General features: G+C 61.5%; 10 protein-coding genes. 4 read left to right on the forward strand and 6 right to left on the reverse strand.

The features are described 5' to 3' along the window. Positions 1-7 precede the first annotated feature (7 nt). Positions 8-637: a CsgG/HfaB family protein gene (locus G3O06_RS07055; protein WP_205815533.1), complete on the reverse strand. Its 630-nt coding sequence runs from the start codon at positions 635-637 to the stop codon at positions 8-10. 93 nt (positions 638-730) lie between these two features. Here G3O06_RS07055 and G3O06_RS07060 point away from each other — a divergent pair, with 93 nt between their 5' ends. Beyond that, positions 731-1036: a hypothetical protein gene (locus G3O06_RS07060; protein WP_205815534.1), complete on the forward strand. Its 306-nt coding sequence runs from the start codon at positions 731-733 to the stop codon at positions 1034-1036. A 199-nt stretch (positions 1037-1235) separates the two neighbouring features. Here G3O06_RS07060 and G3O06_RS48920 read toward each other — a convergent pair whose 3' ends face one another. From G3O06_RS48920 to G3O06_RS07085, 5 genes are all read right to left on the reverse strand, one after another. Next, positions 1236-1820, reverse strand: coding sequence for a hypothetical protein (locus G3O06_RS48920; protein WP_241019567.1), 585 nt, complete (start codon positions 1818-1820; stop codon positions 1236-1238). A 403-nt stretch (positions 1821-2223) separates the two neighbouring features. Further along, complete coding sequence (locus tag G3O06_RS07070) at positions 2224-3984, reverse strand: ShlB/FhaC/HecB family hemolysin secretion/activation protein (protein WP_205815535.1); 1761 nt, start codon at positions 3982-3984, stop codon at positions 2224-2226. Positions 3985-4076: 92 nt separating this feature from the next. Continuing rightward, positions 4077-4295, reverse strand: coding sequence for a hypothetical protein (locus G3O06_RS07075; RefSeq protein WP_205815536.1), 219 nt, complete (start codon positions 4293-4295; stop codon positions 4077-4079). A 31-nt stretch (positions 4296-4326) separates the two neighbouring features. Further along, positions 4327-4677 (reverse strand): hypothetical protein, encoded by a 351-nt coding sequence (locus G3O06_RS07080; RefSeq protein ID WP_205815537.1) that lies wholly within the window; start codon positions 4675-4677, stop codon positions 4327-4329. 17 nt (positions 4678-4694) lie between these two features. After that, positions 4695-15245: a hemagglutinin repeat-containing protein gene (locus tag G3O06_RS07085; RefSeq protein ID WP_241019568.1), complete on the reverse strand. Its 10551-nt coding sequence runs from the start codon at positions 15243-15245 to the stop codon at positions 4695-4697. Positions 15246-16030: 785 nt separating this feature from the next. Between G3O06_RS07085 and G3O06_RS48925 the strand changes: the two genes are divergently transcribed. The 3 genes from G3O06_RS48925 (at position 16031) to G3O06_RS07100 (ending at position 17442) form a co-directional block, all read left to right on the forward strand. Beyond that, complete coding sequence (locus tag G3O06_RS48925) at positions 16031-16687, forward strand: hypothetical protein (RefSeq protein WP_241019569.1); 657 nt, start codon at positions 16031-16033, stop codon at positions 16685-16687. A 127-nt stretch (positions 16688-16814) separates the two neighbouring features. After that, positions 16815-16964 (forward strand): hypothetical protein, encoded by a 150-nt coding sequence (locus G3O06_RS07095; protein WP_205815538.1) that lies wholly within the window; start codon positions 16815-16817, stop codon positions 16962-16964. After that, positions 16957-17442, forward strand: a complete 486-nt coding sequence (locus G3O06_RS07100; protein ID WP_205815539.1) for a hypothetical protein — start codon at positions 16957-16959, stop codon at positions 17440-17442. Before G3O06_RS07095 ends, G3O06_RS07100 begins: the two co-directional genes overlap by 8 nt. The last annotated feature ends 8 nt before the right edge of the window (positions 17443-17450 follow it).

Genomic DNA, 17450 nt, shown 5'->3' on the forward strand with positions numbered 1-17450 from the left:
GCAACGCTTATTGCGCCGTCTTGAGTGCACCTGCGTCGACCTGCTCGACCAGATGATTGACCGCCTCCTGGATCGCGAGATCGAGCACCTTGCCGTTCAGTGTCGAGTCGTAGCTTGCGGTGCCGCCAAAGCCGATGACTTCGCGGTTGGAAAGGCTGAATTCACCCGCGCCCTGGCTCGACGCGATGACTTCCGATGTCGTCGTGTCGACGATGTTCAGGTTGACCTTCGCATAGGCGACCTGAGTCTTGCCCTGACCGAGGATGCCGAACAGCTGCTGATCGCCGACGTCCTTGCGGCCGAACTCGGTCACGTCGCCGGTCACGACGTAGTTCGCGCCCTTCACGGCCTGCGCCTTCTTCATGAAGCCGGCTTCCTGCTTGATCTCGTCGAGATTCTCTCGATCGAGCACGTTGAAGCGCCGGCTCTGCTGCAAGCGCGTAACGAGGATCGTCTTCGCCTGCCCGCCGAGGCGGTCGATGCCATCCGAGAAGATGCCGCGCATATAGCTCGAGCGGTTGTCGAACTTGCCGACTGCAATTGCAACGGGCTTGCCGGCATACGGCTTCTGCGCGCTGCTGACGGCCGGCACGTCGAGCGTCCGCGACGATTCCGTTGCGCAGCCACTCAAGCTCATGGTAGCCGCCACGGCTATAGTCACCAACACGTGAAAGTTATTGGAAGCTTTCAATCAGATCTCCTTGTTAAGCTTAAAAATACGGCGTCGTGTATGGATCATTTTTTCGGTCCGCCCACCATCACACCATCTTCGGGGTTGCCGCCTTCAATCTGCGACTGTTACCAACAGCTGCCCTTCCTTTCTGCTGAACGATTTGTGTCTTACGAGGCCGCGTCGAAGCTGGCCGGGATTTTTGCGACTCGTGAACTTCTCGATCGTCGCGGGCAAATGCTGCGATCGGATCTGACGGCAACTGACGCGACGCGCGACCTTGTTGATCACGGGATCGCGAAGACGATGCTTGCGGCTTCAATTGCTTTGCCGGTAGCACCTCGCTTCGTGCGTTCTTGTGTGTAGCATTCAAACTTTTCAACTCGCTTGGGCTCACCCAAGTTTCTCGATACTCAGCGAATGCCGATGTGGTCGACAGCAGCAACAGACTTCCGATTACGACGTTGCGCATCAGCGGAATCCATACCTGAAAGAGGGACGCAGACTCGACAGCTTCCGCGTCCGGAGCGCCTAAACGAGGCACATCAAAATAGAAATCGAGGCGTTACTTCGTGAGACGCACCACATAGTAGCCAGCGACCTGTGCGTTTGCCGACAGGCTGTAGTTCGGCGCAACCGAGACCGATGCACCCTGGAGCACCGACTGGTAAGTCACGGTGCCGCCCGACACGTTCGCGTACTCGATAACCGGCGGGTTTTGGGTGGGTTTGACATTCGTCGTAAAGTTCAGAAACAACGTCGAGGACGCCATCGAGCGGAGATCGCCTGAGGACTTCACCTCGTAGATGTAGTCTGCAGTCACTCCAGCGGGCGTCGGATTCGGCTTCCCAAGGCACACCGTGAAATCACCGGTAATGCCGTTGGACGGCGTCTTGATTGTCAGCGTCGCAATGCCGTCGTCGGTGGTCAGATTCATATTCACGTTCGCGACGACGCTGCTGTTTGTGAGCGTCAGCTTTTTGTAGTCAGCCGGGCAGGAAAACGCGGCGTCCGTATTCGACGCGGTTTGCGAGGTCGAACCAGTCGAACTTCCCGACGCCGCGCCACCGCTGCTTCCATCACCGCCGCCACCACATGCCGCCAGCAGAACCGCCGAGCCCATCAGACCAACCAGTACCAGGTTCTTCATTTTTTCTCTCAATTGTTAAAGATAACTAACAAAACAAACAACACCCCACCTGTATGACTTGGCCAAAGCCTCCCGGTGTAGTTCCTGCATAAAAAGGCGCGGTGACACTGCTTGCCGCGCAAAGCGTCCAGACCCGGAGGGGAGCCTAGACGCGGCCAATCAAGACCGAAATATCAATCGAAAACCAGTCGCCGCTTCCGCTTCACAACAATTCGCGGCTCGGCAGTAGCCACGGACGTCCGCTCGGGTGTGGGCGGCTCCACGTACGCATGTCGCGCTTTCTCCATCGCGCGACGCTTTCGGTTCAGCCACGGGTGACGCGGAGGAAGCCGAACCGGTTGCGCGTCATTCGATACATTCGTTTCATCCAACTGGCTGTCCTCCACTACCAGAGTCTCCCTACTTAAAACTGTGAAGTCAGCTGGAATCCAACCGTGACGCGCGCAGTCGGAAAGCCGGACGGCTTATAGACGGGTGTGCCCGCAAACAGGTCATACGCGTAGGCGCCGAAACGGGTCCCGATGCTGCCCTTCACGCCGATGACCGCGCCCGCCAGCTGTGTGCCAACCAGCACAATCGGCTGTGGTCCCCATACGCGTCCGTAGTCCAGCCCTGCATACACCGCCTGCCCCGTTTGGCCGATCGGCATTTGCAGCTCGTTGCGCCAATAGAATCCACGCGCCGCCGCCAGCATCGTTTCTCCATCGAAGCCGCGCACCGTGTATCGGCTGCCGATGGTCACGTCGTCGAGGTAGTACAGCGTGTTGCCGGTATATTGACCGTGGAACGTGCCGACATAGCGAAACGGTTGTTTTCCGATCGCGAACGGTACCGACAGGTTCGCATCCAGCACCGCCATCTTGAAGCGATAGGTCGGACCACCACCAGCGGCGAGCGTATCGTCCTGCGCGCCGAATCCGCCGACGCCCTGCCGATATGCAAGCGAGCCATCGAACTGCGCGCCGTCGAAATAATGACGGTCGGTCAGGCCAAGTTCGATGATCGTGTTGTTGCGGCGCTGCTGAGAAATCTCGGTGTCTTCGATGAAGCTCGTACCGAAGCGACGCGACAGCTTGAAATATCCACCGAGCACGTCGTTCTGGTTACGCGCCAGCACGCGCGCCAGTTTGAAATCAACCGTCTTTGAGTTTCCGCTCGCCACGAACGTCTGATTCACACCTGCAATCTGCTGGTAGTACGTGTTCGTGTATGCGGACAGCGTGGCTGTCCAGTAACCCCACGGGATCGAATAGAAGCCGTTCCAGCCGTGCGACCCGAGGCGCTTGTCGCCGAACTCCAAGTCTTGGCTAACGCCGACGTTGAACACGTCGTTCAGACCGAGCGGGTTGTCGATGCCGACCGACAGGTTGCCTTGCAGCTTACCGGTGGCGCGCGTACCGGAGTTGTCGATCGATGCGACAACGGTCCAAGGCTTGCCGCGCTTCACGTCGAGCACGACGTCGCTCTCGCCCGGCAGCTCGCCAGGAACGATCTGCATCGACACATCCTGGCTTGTCACGCGCTTCATCTGCTCCAGACCTTGTTCAAGATCGCGCAGGTTCAGCACTTCACCGTCACCGGTCGGGAATGCGGTTTTCCACGTACCACGGAGTTTTTCATCCGCAAAGCGGACGTGACGGATCACACCGGGAATCAGCGAGAGTTTGAGCGTACCGGTCGATAGGTCTTGTTCCGGAACGAGCACGCGCGTCGTGACGTAGCCGCGCGCCAGAATCGCCTGCGACAGCCCCTTGATCAGCACCTCAACGCCTTGCTTGCCAACGCATTGGCCAGCATAGTGGTTCAGCCAGTCGCGCGCGAAGGCGAAGCGATCCATCGGTAGGGCCGACGCGCCTTGCGCCTTCGTCGCGTCAGGCAACGAGCCCGGCACGTCGAGTGTAAAGCGGTCGATGCGGAAGCACGGTGTTTCGGCGGGTAGCGCAGGATACGCTTCGATGTGCGGCACTTCCGAGCGGACGGAAGGTGCGCGCACGGTCGCGTCGCGCTGCTGCGCGTCACGTTGCTGTTGCGCCTGTCGATCCTGTTCCGCGTTCGCCCTCGCGGCAGCGGCTTGGTCGGCAGGTATGGGAGCCTGTTGCGCCTGCACGGCGAGCGATACCAAGGCTGTGATCGGCAGCGCCGCCAGCCGTTTAGTTATTTTCATTTTTAATTTAATCCCTGATTCTGCCCGTGCTCTGCAACTTTCGCAAAAATTTGTCGATGCAAATCAACCAGAATACGCGACATATACGAACGTCATTTCAGCGCCCACATCCCAGCCACCCTCAAAGTCCTCCGCCCCCACCTTTCCGTTTCCAATTTTTCAAAAAGAAAAGGACATATTCGAGGACGGAAAATTCCCCTGAATCCGTCGTTGCTATCAGTCAGGACGTCGACACCACATCGAACCAATACCTGGCGAACCACATCGGCGCTCACACGGCGATCCATCTCGATCATCATCACCAAGGACATTGACTGTCTCCTGCGCCACGTCAGATCGCTATTACTTCTGCAGGCCAACCTCCATGGGCTCATCGAACAAATAGACGATAAAGTCATGAATATTGCTAATGCTGCCAAAGAAATCAGTGCCCGCATGAAGCTTGAGCGTGCCTGTGATTTTCGCTCGACTGCAATAGCTGTACTTACTACCACCATTTGCAGGAACACTAGAGAGTAGGCAACGCTCAAGATTCGGATGATCTATGAAAATTCCGTTTACTTGATTATCCCTCTCATCCCTGCTGGCGACGAAATAACCCGTGCCACTCACCATTACAAAAAAACCGTCGAGAGTAACCTCCTTGCCATCGACCCAGTCGTGATCTTGCGATCTTAATTCAGAGATATTCATTACATCACCCAATTCAGTTAGTGCGTAAAAACCACTTGGCCGGAGAACTTCTTCGAGAATTCGTTCGCGGGTACAAAATACTGCGTCCCAGTCCCAGGATCGCGAACAGCAACAACAGATTGCCCGAGACGGGTTGTAACACCATCGACCACAACAAAATGTCCCTCTCCGTTTCCTAGGGTCACTCGCGCGATTGCCGCATTGCCATTGGATGTCGCCGCTGCCAAATCGTCAACTGTCGCATTCAATGTCCAGCGCGCCGAACTTACTCCATTGTTCTGCAACGCTTTGGTAAGTCCGACTACGTTGGTACCTTCACCCAGTATTAGGCCGCTGTCTTTCGCAAGCTGTGTAACGTTCACCCATTGCCCACGATCGTTCATAATCATCGCGCATGATGTCGGGCCGCACGCGACGTCTCCAATGTTTGAGACATACCTCTGATCGAGAACGAGTCGATCACCATTTCGTGCGACCGAGCTAGTTTCCGACGCAAGGCTTCCAGCAGGAGCGGCGCCAGTACCCGCAGGCATTGCGCTACCCGCTGCCAACTCTCCGGCAGCGATGCCCGCTTGATTGACACAAAGCACCGGATTAACCGCGCACCCCCGTAACCAAGCAGCAAGTGCCCCGGCGATGGGCTCTGCCCCAATCGCGGCGGCCGCGCCGGCAGCAATCGCAATCCCCACCGCCGGATTCGCGACCGCCCCAGGCAACGCCCGTTGCTCCGGCGTCAGCGACCCGTCCCTGTTGCCATACAAGAACGGATTGTTGTACTCAGCCGATGTCGCCTGGAATAGCCCACCACCATTCTGGCTGATGTACGCCACTGCTACCGTGTCCCCGCCCGGCCCCCTGCTCGCCGCGGCATCCACCAAGCGATAGCCGTTCGCCAACAGCATATCTTCCGCTTGGCTTGCGCTGATCGCCTTGCCCGTCTTGTCCGCGTAGAACCTCGCAAAGTCCTTGGCCTTCGACTTCGCCCAATCCCGTTCGCTCTGATGCAACTGCCGATTGTACAAATCAGCACTCAACGCCCCGCCCGCCCCGCTGACAGCACCGGCCGAACCACCCAACGCGCCGCCTGCCACCGCCCCCGCCAGCCCCGCAGCCACGTTCGACAGCAGCTTGCCGCCAAGGGTATCGTCCAGCGCACCGCCGACGGCATTACCCGCGAGATCGCCCGCCACCGTCCCGCCCATCGCGCCCGCAACGTTGCCCCCGCCCATCGCAGCACCAAGGCCCGCCACCGCGGCATGCGATGCAATCCGAGCCGCGCCATCACTACTCCACAGCGACTGTTGCCTACTTGCTGCGTCCATATCGGCCTGGGCCTGAGCTTGAGCCTGCGTATCGCCAGCCGCTTCAGCCGCATCCCTCGCCTGCTTCGCGCGCTCGAATTTCTCCGACGCCTGATTTTCGAGGTGCGTCGCAATGTCACCGACCACCTGCATCCCGACCTGGCCGACTCCCTGCTGGATCGCCATGTCGTTCTGCACCTTCTGCGCGTCGAAGGTGTTCTGCACCGCACCATTCGCATGTGCGGTATCGCGACTCAAGCCCGCCGTACTATCCCGACCGGTACCCGCGTCGCCGCGCACCGTGATCGTCGCGGGACTCACTGCCGCATACGTCGTGCCGGACGCATCGCTGCTCGTGCCCGCAGCGGAGAATCCGCTCGGCCCGAGCCCCTGCGAATTCTGCGGCCCCGACGTATTGCCCGCCGTCTGCTTCACCGGCGTATTGAGGTTCACACCGCCCGGCGTACTGTTGCCAAAGCCGCCGCTTGCGCTAAACCCGACCGTGTCTCCCGAGTAGTTCGCGTGGTTCTCCAGATTCGTGAAGCCCAATGTCTGGGTCGACAGGCTGTTCTTGTCCGCGCTCGCCGTACTCGCGATCACACCGCCGTCAAGCTGCGTGTGGTTCCCGACGTTCACGTTGAAGCCGCCGTTCCCCGCGTAGATCCCGCTCTGCTGGTTGACCGACTGATAGTCTGCCTTGATGTTCTGCTGGCTGACGCTTGCGCTGCCACTCACCGTCTGCCCGAAGCAGAACGGCGGCACGCAGATGCTGGCCTGAAATCCAGCGCTCGACTGCTTGCTGTCGTACGTACTGGTGTCCTGGCGGCTCTGAATATTCAGATCACGACCCACGCTCGCGTCGACGGTGTTACCCGCAGCTTCCGCACCGCGCAGGTTCGTATCCCGACCACTGGTCATCGACAGCGTGTTGCCGGCGTTGATCTGCGTATCGCGATTGGTCACACCCTGGCCATTCGCATGACCTTTCGATGCGTTCGCGGCCAGTTCCAGCGTGAAGCCGTTCTGCTGTCCGCCGATACCGAGCCCCACGCCGATGCTGCCGCCGCTGCTGCTGTTGTGGCTCGCAAGTTGGCTCGTGTCCTGCGCGCTTTGCAGATTGATGTCGCGAGCCGCGTTCAGCGTCACGTTCTGCCCGGAAATCTGCGTGCCGCGCGCGTTGATGTCGCCATCCGTCGCAAAGCCGCTCGCATCCTTCACACCGCTGCCGGTCGCGATCAGGTTCACGTTGCCGCCCGCGTGCAAGGTACTGCCGTCGTTGGCCAGCGAACTGCTCTGCGAGTCGCTATGACTCGTGCCGCCCCCGATACTTACCGTGGCCTTGATCAACGGCTGCCCCGTCGCCTTGCCGGCGCTCATCGCATCCGCGACCTGATAGGCGTTGTAGACGGCCAGGCCGGCCTGCGCCTTGTCCAGCGCGCCCAATCGCGCATCCCCGCCGCGCACCGAATGGTCAAAGCTCTGATTGACCGCCGCCACCGCATTGCCAACCGCGCCGCCCAGCGCCAGCGTCACCCCGAACTGGCTCGAGCTCTGGCTCATGCTGCTTTGCGTCGCATCCGTGCCTGGATCGAGATTCAGGTTCTTGCCGATCAGCGTCAGGTCCTTGCCCGCGCTCAGATCGGAGCCCGCAACCGTTACGTCCTGCTTCGCGTCGAGCGTCACATCACCTTTTCCGCTGACGATCTGGCTGCGCATCGTGCTTTGCGTCTGCGACGCCGTATCCTGCACGCTATGGCTTTTCGCCACGCCGACGCTGAAGCCGGTGGCCGTCCCGTTACTGCCCAGGCTGCCGATCTGCTGGCTGCTCGATTCCTGATGGCTCGTACTCGTGTCGAGCCCGGCCAGCACGTTGATCGCGCCCTGGCTCGCGACCAGATCGACGCCTTGCGTGCCGCTGATGCCCGAGCCCACGACGTTGATGTCGCCGGTCTTGCTCTTCACCACCACGCTGTTGCCGGACACGACCGTCGCCGTCTGCGTGGTCGCGGTCTGCGCTCCGTTCGAGCTACTGCGGCTCGCGTTGTACGGCGACGGACTGGTCCCGCCGCTGTTCGCCGTGCCGCCCACCCAACGCCCCAGATCGCCCAGACTCGGCGACGCCAGCGAAATACCCGTGCTGGAACTGCTCGACTGCGAGCTCTGCTGAAGCTGGTCGGTCGACGCCTGCAGCGTGACGTTGCGATTGGCCGTCAGCGCGGTCGTACCGCCCGCACTGATCGTCGAGCCGATCACCGACAGGTCGCCATCGATCGGCCGGCCGTTCGCGTCCTTCAAAGCGCCGCCGGTAGCCGTCACCGACACATCGCCGCCGCCGCGAATCGTGCTGCCCGCGTTCGTCAGGCTCGACATGTCGGTCGTGCTCGAGCTGTGGCTGCTGCCGTACGAGACGGATACCGACGGCACCGAAAGCGCGCTCGCGCCGATCTCGTTCCCGACGCTCTGTGCCCGATGGAAGCCGTTGCCCGACGACGCGTCCGCTTTCAGGTTCCGCACCGTATCGAGCGGCGTTCCGGTCACGGCGACCGTCAGCCCGCTCGAGCGGGATTCCTGATGATCGTGCGACTGAGCGCTGTCCTGACCCGGATCGATCGTGACGTTCTGGCCCGCAATGCCGATGTTGCCCGTCGCGCCCGCCACGTCGCCTGCCGCCTTGCCGGCAACGATGTCGCTGCCGCCGATATGGACGTCCTTGCCGGCTGAAATGGCGACATTGCCTTCGACGCTCCCCACGGTGCTGCGCGACTGGCTTTGCGTCAACGAGCTGCCATTGTATCGGTCGCTCCGCTCACTCGATCCGATGGTCACCCCGAGGCCGCCCGAACCCGAAAGCCCGGAGTGCTTCTCCTGGTGATACTCGCTGTCCTGCAATGTGTCGGTCGCAGCGACGATATTGACGTTGCCTTTCGCGGCCAGCCCGACGTCGTGCGTACCGACAATGTTGCTGCCGGTCACGTTGATGTCCTTGCCGCTGATGACCGACACGCCGTCTGCCGAAATCGTGCTGCCGTCGGAGTACGTCGCGGTTTGATCGACCTGGTTGACCGCGCTCGCATGGCTCGCCACGCCGCTGTGGCTATGGGTTTCGTAGGTGTTCGAAACGTGAGTCTCCGTCGTCGCGCCGACGTTCACGCTCCCCTTCGCCATCAGCACCGCATCGCCCTTGTCCAGTTCGACCGTGCTGCCCGTTACGTTGATGTCCTTGCCGGACGCGATGACAAGACTGTCGCCGCCGTGCAGCGTCGTACCGGTCACCTTGTCGTCGGATGTGTGCAGCGTCTCTGCGTAGCTGCCGTGATGATCGCTGCCGGAACTGTTGCTGTCCACCGTCGACGTCGCGGTCGCCGATTGCAGCGTCACGTTACCTTTAACCGCGACCACTCCACCGCCGTCCAGGTCGAGCTTGGCACCCGTCGCCGTGAGGTCTCCGCCCACCGCAATCGCGGAAGCGCCGCCCACTTTGACGGAACTGCCGACCACGCTGTTGATGTCGGTATTCGACACACCGTTCGCGCGCTGCACGATCTTGTGCTCGCCCGTCTGCGCCGCGCCAAGCTCCCAGTTACCGCCGACGTTCATGCCAAGGTTGCCGCCGACCGTCAGGTTGCCCGCGTTCTGCTGGAAGTTGCCGCCCGTCTTGATCCCGGCATCGCCCGCCACGTCGAGTTGCGCGGTCGGCCCAAGCGTCGTCGTCACACTCGTCGCGCCGTCACGACTCACCCGCGTGTCGGTCTTCACCGCGGTATTGAGAATCAGGTCGCCGCCTGCATCGAGGTTCAGGCTACCGGCCTTGACCTTCGCCGACGTCAAATCGACATTGCCGGTCGTCGTCAGCGACATGAGCCCGCCGCTTTGCAGCGCGCCGAACGCGTTGTCGATCTGCTTGCCCTGAATCGACAGCGTATTGTCCGCCTTCACGGTGCCGCTGTTCGTGAAGTTCTGCGCGTCCTTCAGATCGATGTCGGTCGCGGTGATCAGCGGTCCGTTGATGTTCTGCTGGTTCGCCCGCGCGAGGTAGACGACCGGCACCAGTACCGACTGGCCGTCAACCACGCGCGTTTCCATCATGATCACGTTGCTGGTCAGCTTCGATACCTGGTCGGCCGACAGGCTCGCGCCGATCGGCAAATCAAGCTGCTTCTCCAGCGCCGCGCCCGCTGCCAGCAGCGATTGGTACATCGTCTGGAGGTCCGCGTACGGGCCCAGCAGCGCGCGACCGGTGAGCGCCGTGACTTCGTTACGCACCAGTTGCTGTTCGTAGAAACCGTCACCCAGACGTTTCGGAATGTGCGCGAGGTCGACACCGAGCTGACCGAAGAAGTAGTCGCTCGAAATGAAGTTCTTCTGGTTCGTGAACGCCGGGTTCGTCTCGATCACGTAGCTCGCGTTCGGCGACGTGTCTGGTTTATACAAGCCACCCTGCGGGATCGTCAGGTTGTTCAGCACATTCAGCGCCGTCGCGCTCGCGATGACCGGATCGACCGTCGTCACACCGCCATGCACCGACGACGCACCCGACTTCGTGCCGCTCGCGCTGCCGCTCAGGCCGCCGATGGTCAGACCTTGCACCGCTTGACCGGGCAGCAACCCCAGCGACGGAATCGACGCGTTGGCGGCCGTGTTGTTGATGCTGACGCCCGTGCCCGAAATCGTGCCGTTCGAACCCAGGGTCGAATGGTAGTCCGGCAACGTGTATTGCTTGACCGATGCCGGCGCCGCCTGCGTATAGCCACCCGGGTGGCTCGTCACGAACGTGGCGTTACCGAACGGCAGCTGCCAGTTGTATTCGCTGTTGTCGTAGTTGTTGTAGTGATACTGCCCCGAGTACGACACGGTCACGCTCGGTGCCTGCTGACCCGTGGCAGCCCAACCGTCACCGTCGTAATGCTGCGGCATGGCGATATTGCCGACCGCCGTGATGCTGCTCCAGTAATTTTTCAGGTTACCGGTCGTCGACGCATCGATGTTGCCACCCGACACGATTTGCGCGCCCGGGCTGATACCCGTCACGGTCGTCGCCGTCGCGCTGTCAGCGTAGAAAGTCGTGTACTGATACGTGCTGTTCCACTGACCGCCGTGGGGCGGATCGGTATACACCCCGCCGATGCTGGTCGGGTCTTTCACGCCCACCTGGCCGGTTTGACCAGTGATGGGAATACCGAACGGTGCGAGCGTCGCCGGATCAACGGACCCGGTCGAGGTCGTCATCACACGGCGCGTGTTCGTGATCTGATTGGCGTGCAACTCCATGTCACCACCGGACTGGATCAACGCCGACGCGTTGTTGATCAGGGCCGCGTTCGTGTAATTGCCGCTGGCGTCCTTGCCGCCCGCCAACACGACCTTGCCCATGCCGAAGATGGCCGTCGTCGCCATCGTGTCGGTGGCCGTCGTGTCGTCGCGGTTCTCGATGTCGTGCGCGAGGATTTCGAGCTTGCCGTTGCTGTCCGATGCGCCAATCAGCGCGGTCGGCCCGAGGTTCGAGACCGTGCCCGTTGCATTGAGCGATGCGCTGCCGCCGACGATCGCGCCGGTGTTGGTCAGATTGCCCGACTGCGTATGCACCAGTCCGCCAGCCGACAGCGCGCCGGAGTTGACGATGTTGCCCGCATTGACGCTCAGGTTGTTGACCGATTGGACGTTGCCGCTGTTGTCGAACGTGCCCGGCAGCATGAAGGCAAGATCATGGCCGACGTTGAACTGATAGTCGGGCGTGACCGAGAAGTCGCCTTGCAGATTTACGTTGGCATCGTGCGCCGCGCTATACGTGCCACCGCCTTGCAGTGTCGGAGCGGTTACCGTGAGGTCGTGCGTCGAGCTGATTTGGCCATTCGTGTTGGTGACTGCGCCGCTCATCGCCACATCAACATCACCGCTCGAATTCGTGACATTGCCGATCTGGCCACCGCTGTTGTCCAGCGTGTTGCCCTGGACGTGCAGTGCCGCGCCGCTCAGTTGCCCGCCCTGCGTGTTGGAAATCGATGTCGCGCTCACCGTCACGTCGCCGTTGCCGGTGATTGCACCCATGCCCGATACGCCGCCCGCATGGCTGTTCGTGATCTGGCTACCGCCTTGCACGGTCATCGCACCCGTGCCGAGGTCGGCAATCGAGCCATCAGCATTGTTGATCGACGCCGACTGGATGCTCAGCGTACTCGTGTCGCTGGCCGTCGACTGGCCGGCCTGAATATGGCCGCCCTGGTTCAACAGCGCGCCGCCGTTGGTCAGCGACAGGGATGCGCCGGAGCGCACCAGCCCTTGCGCGTTGTTCACGTCGCCTGCGATCGTTCCGGTCACACCACCTTGGGCCGCGAGGATACCGCTCGAGTTATCCCAAGTGTTCGCGTTGACAACCGCCCTGCCCTTCGTGACGATGGTGCCCGACGCGTTGTTCAGCGCACTCGCCCCATTGCCCGGTTTGATCGTCAACGTGCCCGTGCCGGCATGCGTAATGGTCCCGCCCGAGTTGTTCAGTTGGCCCGGAGCAAGCGTCAAGTCCGTGCTGTTCGTCTGGATCACGCCCGCAGCGGAGTTATCCAGCGTGCCGGACACGTTGACGCCCATTTGAGACGAACCATACTGCGTGATCGTGCCGCCGTGGTTCGTGAGGTCCGTCGCGGTCAGCTGAAGCTGGTTCGCCTCGAGTTTGCCTCCGCTGTTGTCCAGCGTCGAATCCGCGGTGACCGACAGGTTCGGCGCCACAATGGAACCGCCCTGATTCGTCATCGAGCCCGTGTGAATCGTCGCGTTCGTGCTCGCGCCGATCTGGCCGCCGTCATTCGTCAGCGTGCCGGCCGTCAAGCCGACGGCCGTGTTGGACAGCAGCTTGCCGTTCGTATTGTTCAACGCGCCGCCGACGGTAGCCGTCAGCCCGGTTTGAGCGTTGATCGAGCCGGATGTGTTGTTCAGGCTGCCGGTTTGAGCCACAACCTGCCCATTGCTCGCGATCGTACCGCCAACGTTCGACACCGAGCCCGTGCCGTTGCCCAGCGTCAGCGTACCGGTGCCCGCATGCGTAATCGTGCCGCCATCATTGACGAGCGCAGCCGGCGCGAGTGTCAGGTCCGTGCTGTTGGTTTGCAACGTGCCGCCGCTCGAGTTGTCGAGCGTGCCCGAGACGTTGACGGCCATCGCGCCGGTGCCGGTCTGCGTGATCGTGCCGCCATGGTTCACAACCGTGGATGCGTTCAACGCAACCTGTCCAGCCTGCACGGTGCCCGCGCTGTTGTCGAGGGTCGTGCCGCTCAATGTCGCCGTCTGCCCCGCAATCGTGCCACCGCTGTTGGTCAGGTGTGCGCCAGCGTCGACCGCCACATTCTGCGCGGCCTGCAGCGTCCCGCTGCTGTTGTCGACTGACTGACCGGCAACATGGAGATTCGTATTGGACGTGATCGTGCCGTGGTTGGCGATCGTGCCGCCTTGCACAGTCACATCGCCATTGCCGCCGATCACGCCACCTTGCGCGCCAGTCGCCGTCGTGCCGGCCGCGTTCGTGAGTTGGCCTGTCGCGTTCAGCACCAGACCATCGGTATTGAGCGACGTCATGCGGCCTGCCGTATTGTCGATCGTGATTCCGTCGACGGTCGCGTGCCCGGCGCTTTGAAGCGTGCCTTGGTTGTTCGCAATGGTGCCGCCATGCAGCGCCATCGTGCTCTGCGAAACGAACACGCCGGACTGGTTGGCGAGTTGCCCCGCCGCCGTGACCGACAGCGCCCCCTGCGACGATACATTGCCGCCTTGGTTCGATACGCTCCCACCCGTCAGCGTCGTGGCGCCACCGCTTGTCAGGTTGCCATGGTCGTTGATGACCGTGCCCGCAGCGTTCGCGTTGATGGCGCCTTGTGCGCTCGTCGTTGCGCTCGTCAGGTTCACATCACCTGCTGTCGCATTCAGCGAGAGATTGCCGTTCGCAGCCGTCGTACTGCCGGAGAGGTTCACGCCGGAACCGGTCGCCGACACGTTGCCACCCGCAACGTTTTTGCCGGTCGCATTGAGCTGACCTGTCGTGGTGAGTTGCAAGTCACCGGCCTGCGTGACCGTACCGTCACTGTTCACGCCCGCGCCGAGCAGACCGGTCGAATTCAGCGTGCCCGCCGTCACGCCCACGTTGTGCTGCGCAGCCAGCGCGCCGGTGTTCACGACATCGGCACCGGTATTCACCGAGACCGACTGCTGGCCGTAGGTCGTGCCGCTGTTCTCGACCCCACCGGCCGCCGAAATAGCGACGTTACCGGTCGACGAAAGTTTGCCCGACTGAATCAGCCGCCCGTCGGTCGTCAACGTCAGCCCCATCGCATCCGCCGCGATGGTCCCGGCGTTTCGGACCCCCACGCCCCCCTCTGCTCCCACCAAAAAGATGCGATTACTGTACATACCGCCCAATTGACCCACGTCAATTGCAACGGCAGGGGCTGCACCATCGCCCTGGATTCGGGTCGCCTGGAGCGTGTCGTGATTGACCTGATTTGCGCCAGCGATCACATTCAGGTTTGATGCATAAATAGCCGCATTGGCCTTAACGGCTCTGGAAATCAAATCAACCTGATCCACATTCGTGGCATTCAGACCCGCGCCTTGCACCGTGATGAGGCCACGTGTCACGCTGAAGCCCGCCAGAGACCCATCCGCATTCAGATTCGGTGTACCGGTCGTCAGGATTGCTCGCGAAGTATTGATAAATCCACCACCATCAACGACCAATCCAGCCGGATTGGAAATAATCATCTCGGCACGCTGGCCCGCAATCTCAACGTAACCTTTCAGTTGTGAAGGGTTGTTGCTGTTGACCTGGTTGATGATGATCTTGGCCGAACCGTTCGGGCTGAGGTTCGGGTTGCCGTTGATATAGCCCGCTTGCTGCGTGTTCGTCAGGGTAGGTGAGTTATTGACAATAACGCCTTGTTTTGGTACGTCAAACTGCGAATAGGTATTCAGCGACACGCCCGCGCTCGAGGGCTTGGTGATATTGACTTGCTGGAGACCGTTTTGCGTCTGGATGACTGATGGCGCGTTTGCGCCCGCGCCCACGACCTGAGCGCTCGACCACGTCGGCATCATGCCCGCCGCCATCAACGCGGCAAATGCCGCGTGACGCATTCCAAACTGCGCGAGGGCACGCAGCACACCGCTTCCCGCAGTCCGCGCGGTTTCCCCCGTGCTTGCTTTCCCCGACGAGCTGGCAGTCTCTTGGACTGCGATCAACATGCCGCGCATGCGGCTGAATACCAGGCGATATTGGTTCTTATTCATGAATGCGGCAAACGTTCATATCGAACGTCAAGGAACAGTGGCTAAACGCATTGCACAAGTACGGAAACGCTTCTCAACGTCGAAATCAACGTTGTCGAAGTCTCTCGATTCCTCTTCACTCGTGCTCGCGGTGGCATGATGGGTCTCTCGCCGCGAATGTATCGAAATGTGCTCCGCCGCACTGTCAGAAATTGCAAGGCCCCACTAAGGTGCACAAGGGTGAAGCCAGCCCCCATCGCCACATGAGCAGCAATTACGACAAATTCAAAACAAAATGCCCGCCAATCTGAAAATAAAATTTGACACTTTGAATACCTTAATTGATAAACAGCACCGAACCTGGGACGCTCAGTAGTTCCAAGGCAACCGCCGACTGGGTAACGCTGTCGCTACGCTACCAATGCGAATGGATCGTTGATTTATTGAGTTATCGGCATGCCGACATCACCGCCCACGCCACGTTTGTGAAAGAGCGAGCGGAATCGTGCCGTTCTTGCGTAAATTCAGCAAAGCCATTCGAGTTACTAAAATACCCACCATCTCAAATAGGATGCTTTGACATTTCCCGCCAGCATGGGTCTGCCGATTACCTACTCGTGGCTGTAGTCGTCCGCGCGATGGAGCGTGTCTCCAATTTGCAACAAGGCTTCGCTCAGTAGTGGGGCGCACTCGCCTCCGGAATGCAGAATTTTTGACCCACATATAACCCTTCGTGAGCACGGCCAATCAAGGCCGCTCCGCCGCTGCAATCCTGCTCCGGCGCATATCGCTCACGAGGTTCCGCGATGACCCTTTCTTCCACCTCGCTGCTGGCAGCGCTGTCCGCAGTGCTCACCGTAGCAGTCGCATTCTTCGCATACCGGCAAGCGAACCGGCATCGTCCGCCCCCCGATATACCTCCGCCTGCCGGCACGGCTTCCCGCTCGCATACACCGTACGACGATGCCGGGTGGGACGCCTACGCCCGTCCTCCATACGGCCTGCACGTCGGGCACGATGCCCCCGACGGGTCACATTTCACCCACGACGCGCATCACTTCCATCAGGCCCAGGAGCCGTCCCCGACGTCCGCCGCTGCTCAGGACCAGACCGCGTCCACCATGGCCGGGCACCCGGTCCACTGTCCTCGCTGCCTCTCGTCCCGCATTGCCCCGTGCGATCGCGCCCGCCGGGCCGGCAGCGCCATCGGCAGCCTCGTCGGCGCCACCGGCGGCATCGCGGTGGCCCTCGCTGGAGCAGAAGCAGGCGCGGTCGCCGGCATCATCGCCGGGCCTGCCGGACCAGTCTTCGGCGGACTCGCCGGCGCGCTCATCGCCATGCTGGCCGGCAGTGCCGCAGGCAGCACGATCGGCTCCGCTGCCGGAAGCGCGATCGACCGCCGCCGCCAGCACGGCTGCCAGTGCCGCTCGCGCGGTCATGCGTTCAGTGCCCCGCGTCGATAACCCCCGTTCCCTCGCCTTTCCAGTGAACCAATTCCCGGCACTTTGACTGCTGCGTGCCCAGGCCAAGCCTTGGCTTCGCAAGCACAGTCGTGCGCCCGAGTCACATTCCTTCAACAGGAGCCAAGCGATGCTTCCTATTTCACCCCTCGAGTATCTGGCGGCATTCGCGCTCGCCTTCCTTGGCGGCGCGCTGGTGGCCGCGTGTCATTGCCGGTACGTCGGCAAGGTCCGGCGAGATACGTGGACCCGAGCGTACGAGGTTCCGGTCCATGCGTGATCGCCGTCCATTCTTGCCGTACGACGACGAGGACGACGATGACAGTCCAGCGTGGCAATCAGCCCTGAACCGGCTTCGTCAGATGCACGAGCATCCCGAATCCGACGAAAGCGAATCGCCACGCTATCGACCCGGTAAAGGCGATCTGGTGTATCCGTGTCCGGCGTGCGAGTCGTTCCGTACCGAGCAGCGCCACATTGCCCGGCGCATCTGCAGTGCGGTGGGAGCTGCGGCAGGTGCGACGAGCGGAGCTGCCGCCGCGCTGTCCGGCGTCGAGACCGGCGCGGCCATCGGCGCTCTGGGCGGGCCGATTGGTGCCGTGTGTGGCGGCGTAGCCGGCGCGATCCTCGCCGGCCTGGTCGCGGGCGCAGCAGGTTGCGCAACAGGTGCCGCCTTGGGCGAAGCCATCGACCAAAAGGTTCTCGACAACTGGCAGTGCCTCGAATGCGGACGATCTTTCACTGTCCGCCCCGGCTGACGCTTCGC

It is taken from the genome of Burkholderia sp. Ac-20345 (assembly GCF_017104825.1).
Classification (GTDB): Bacteria; Pseudomonadota; Gammaproteobacteria; order Burkholderiales; family Burkholderiaceae; genus Burkholderia; species Burkholderia lata_B.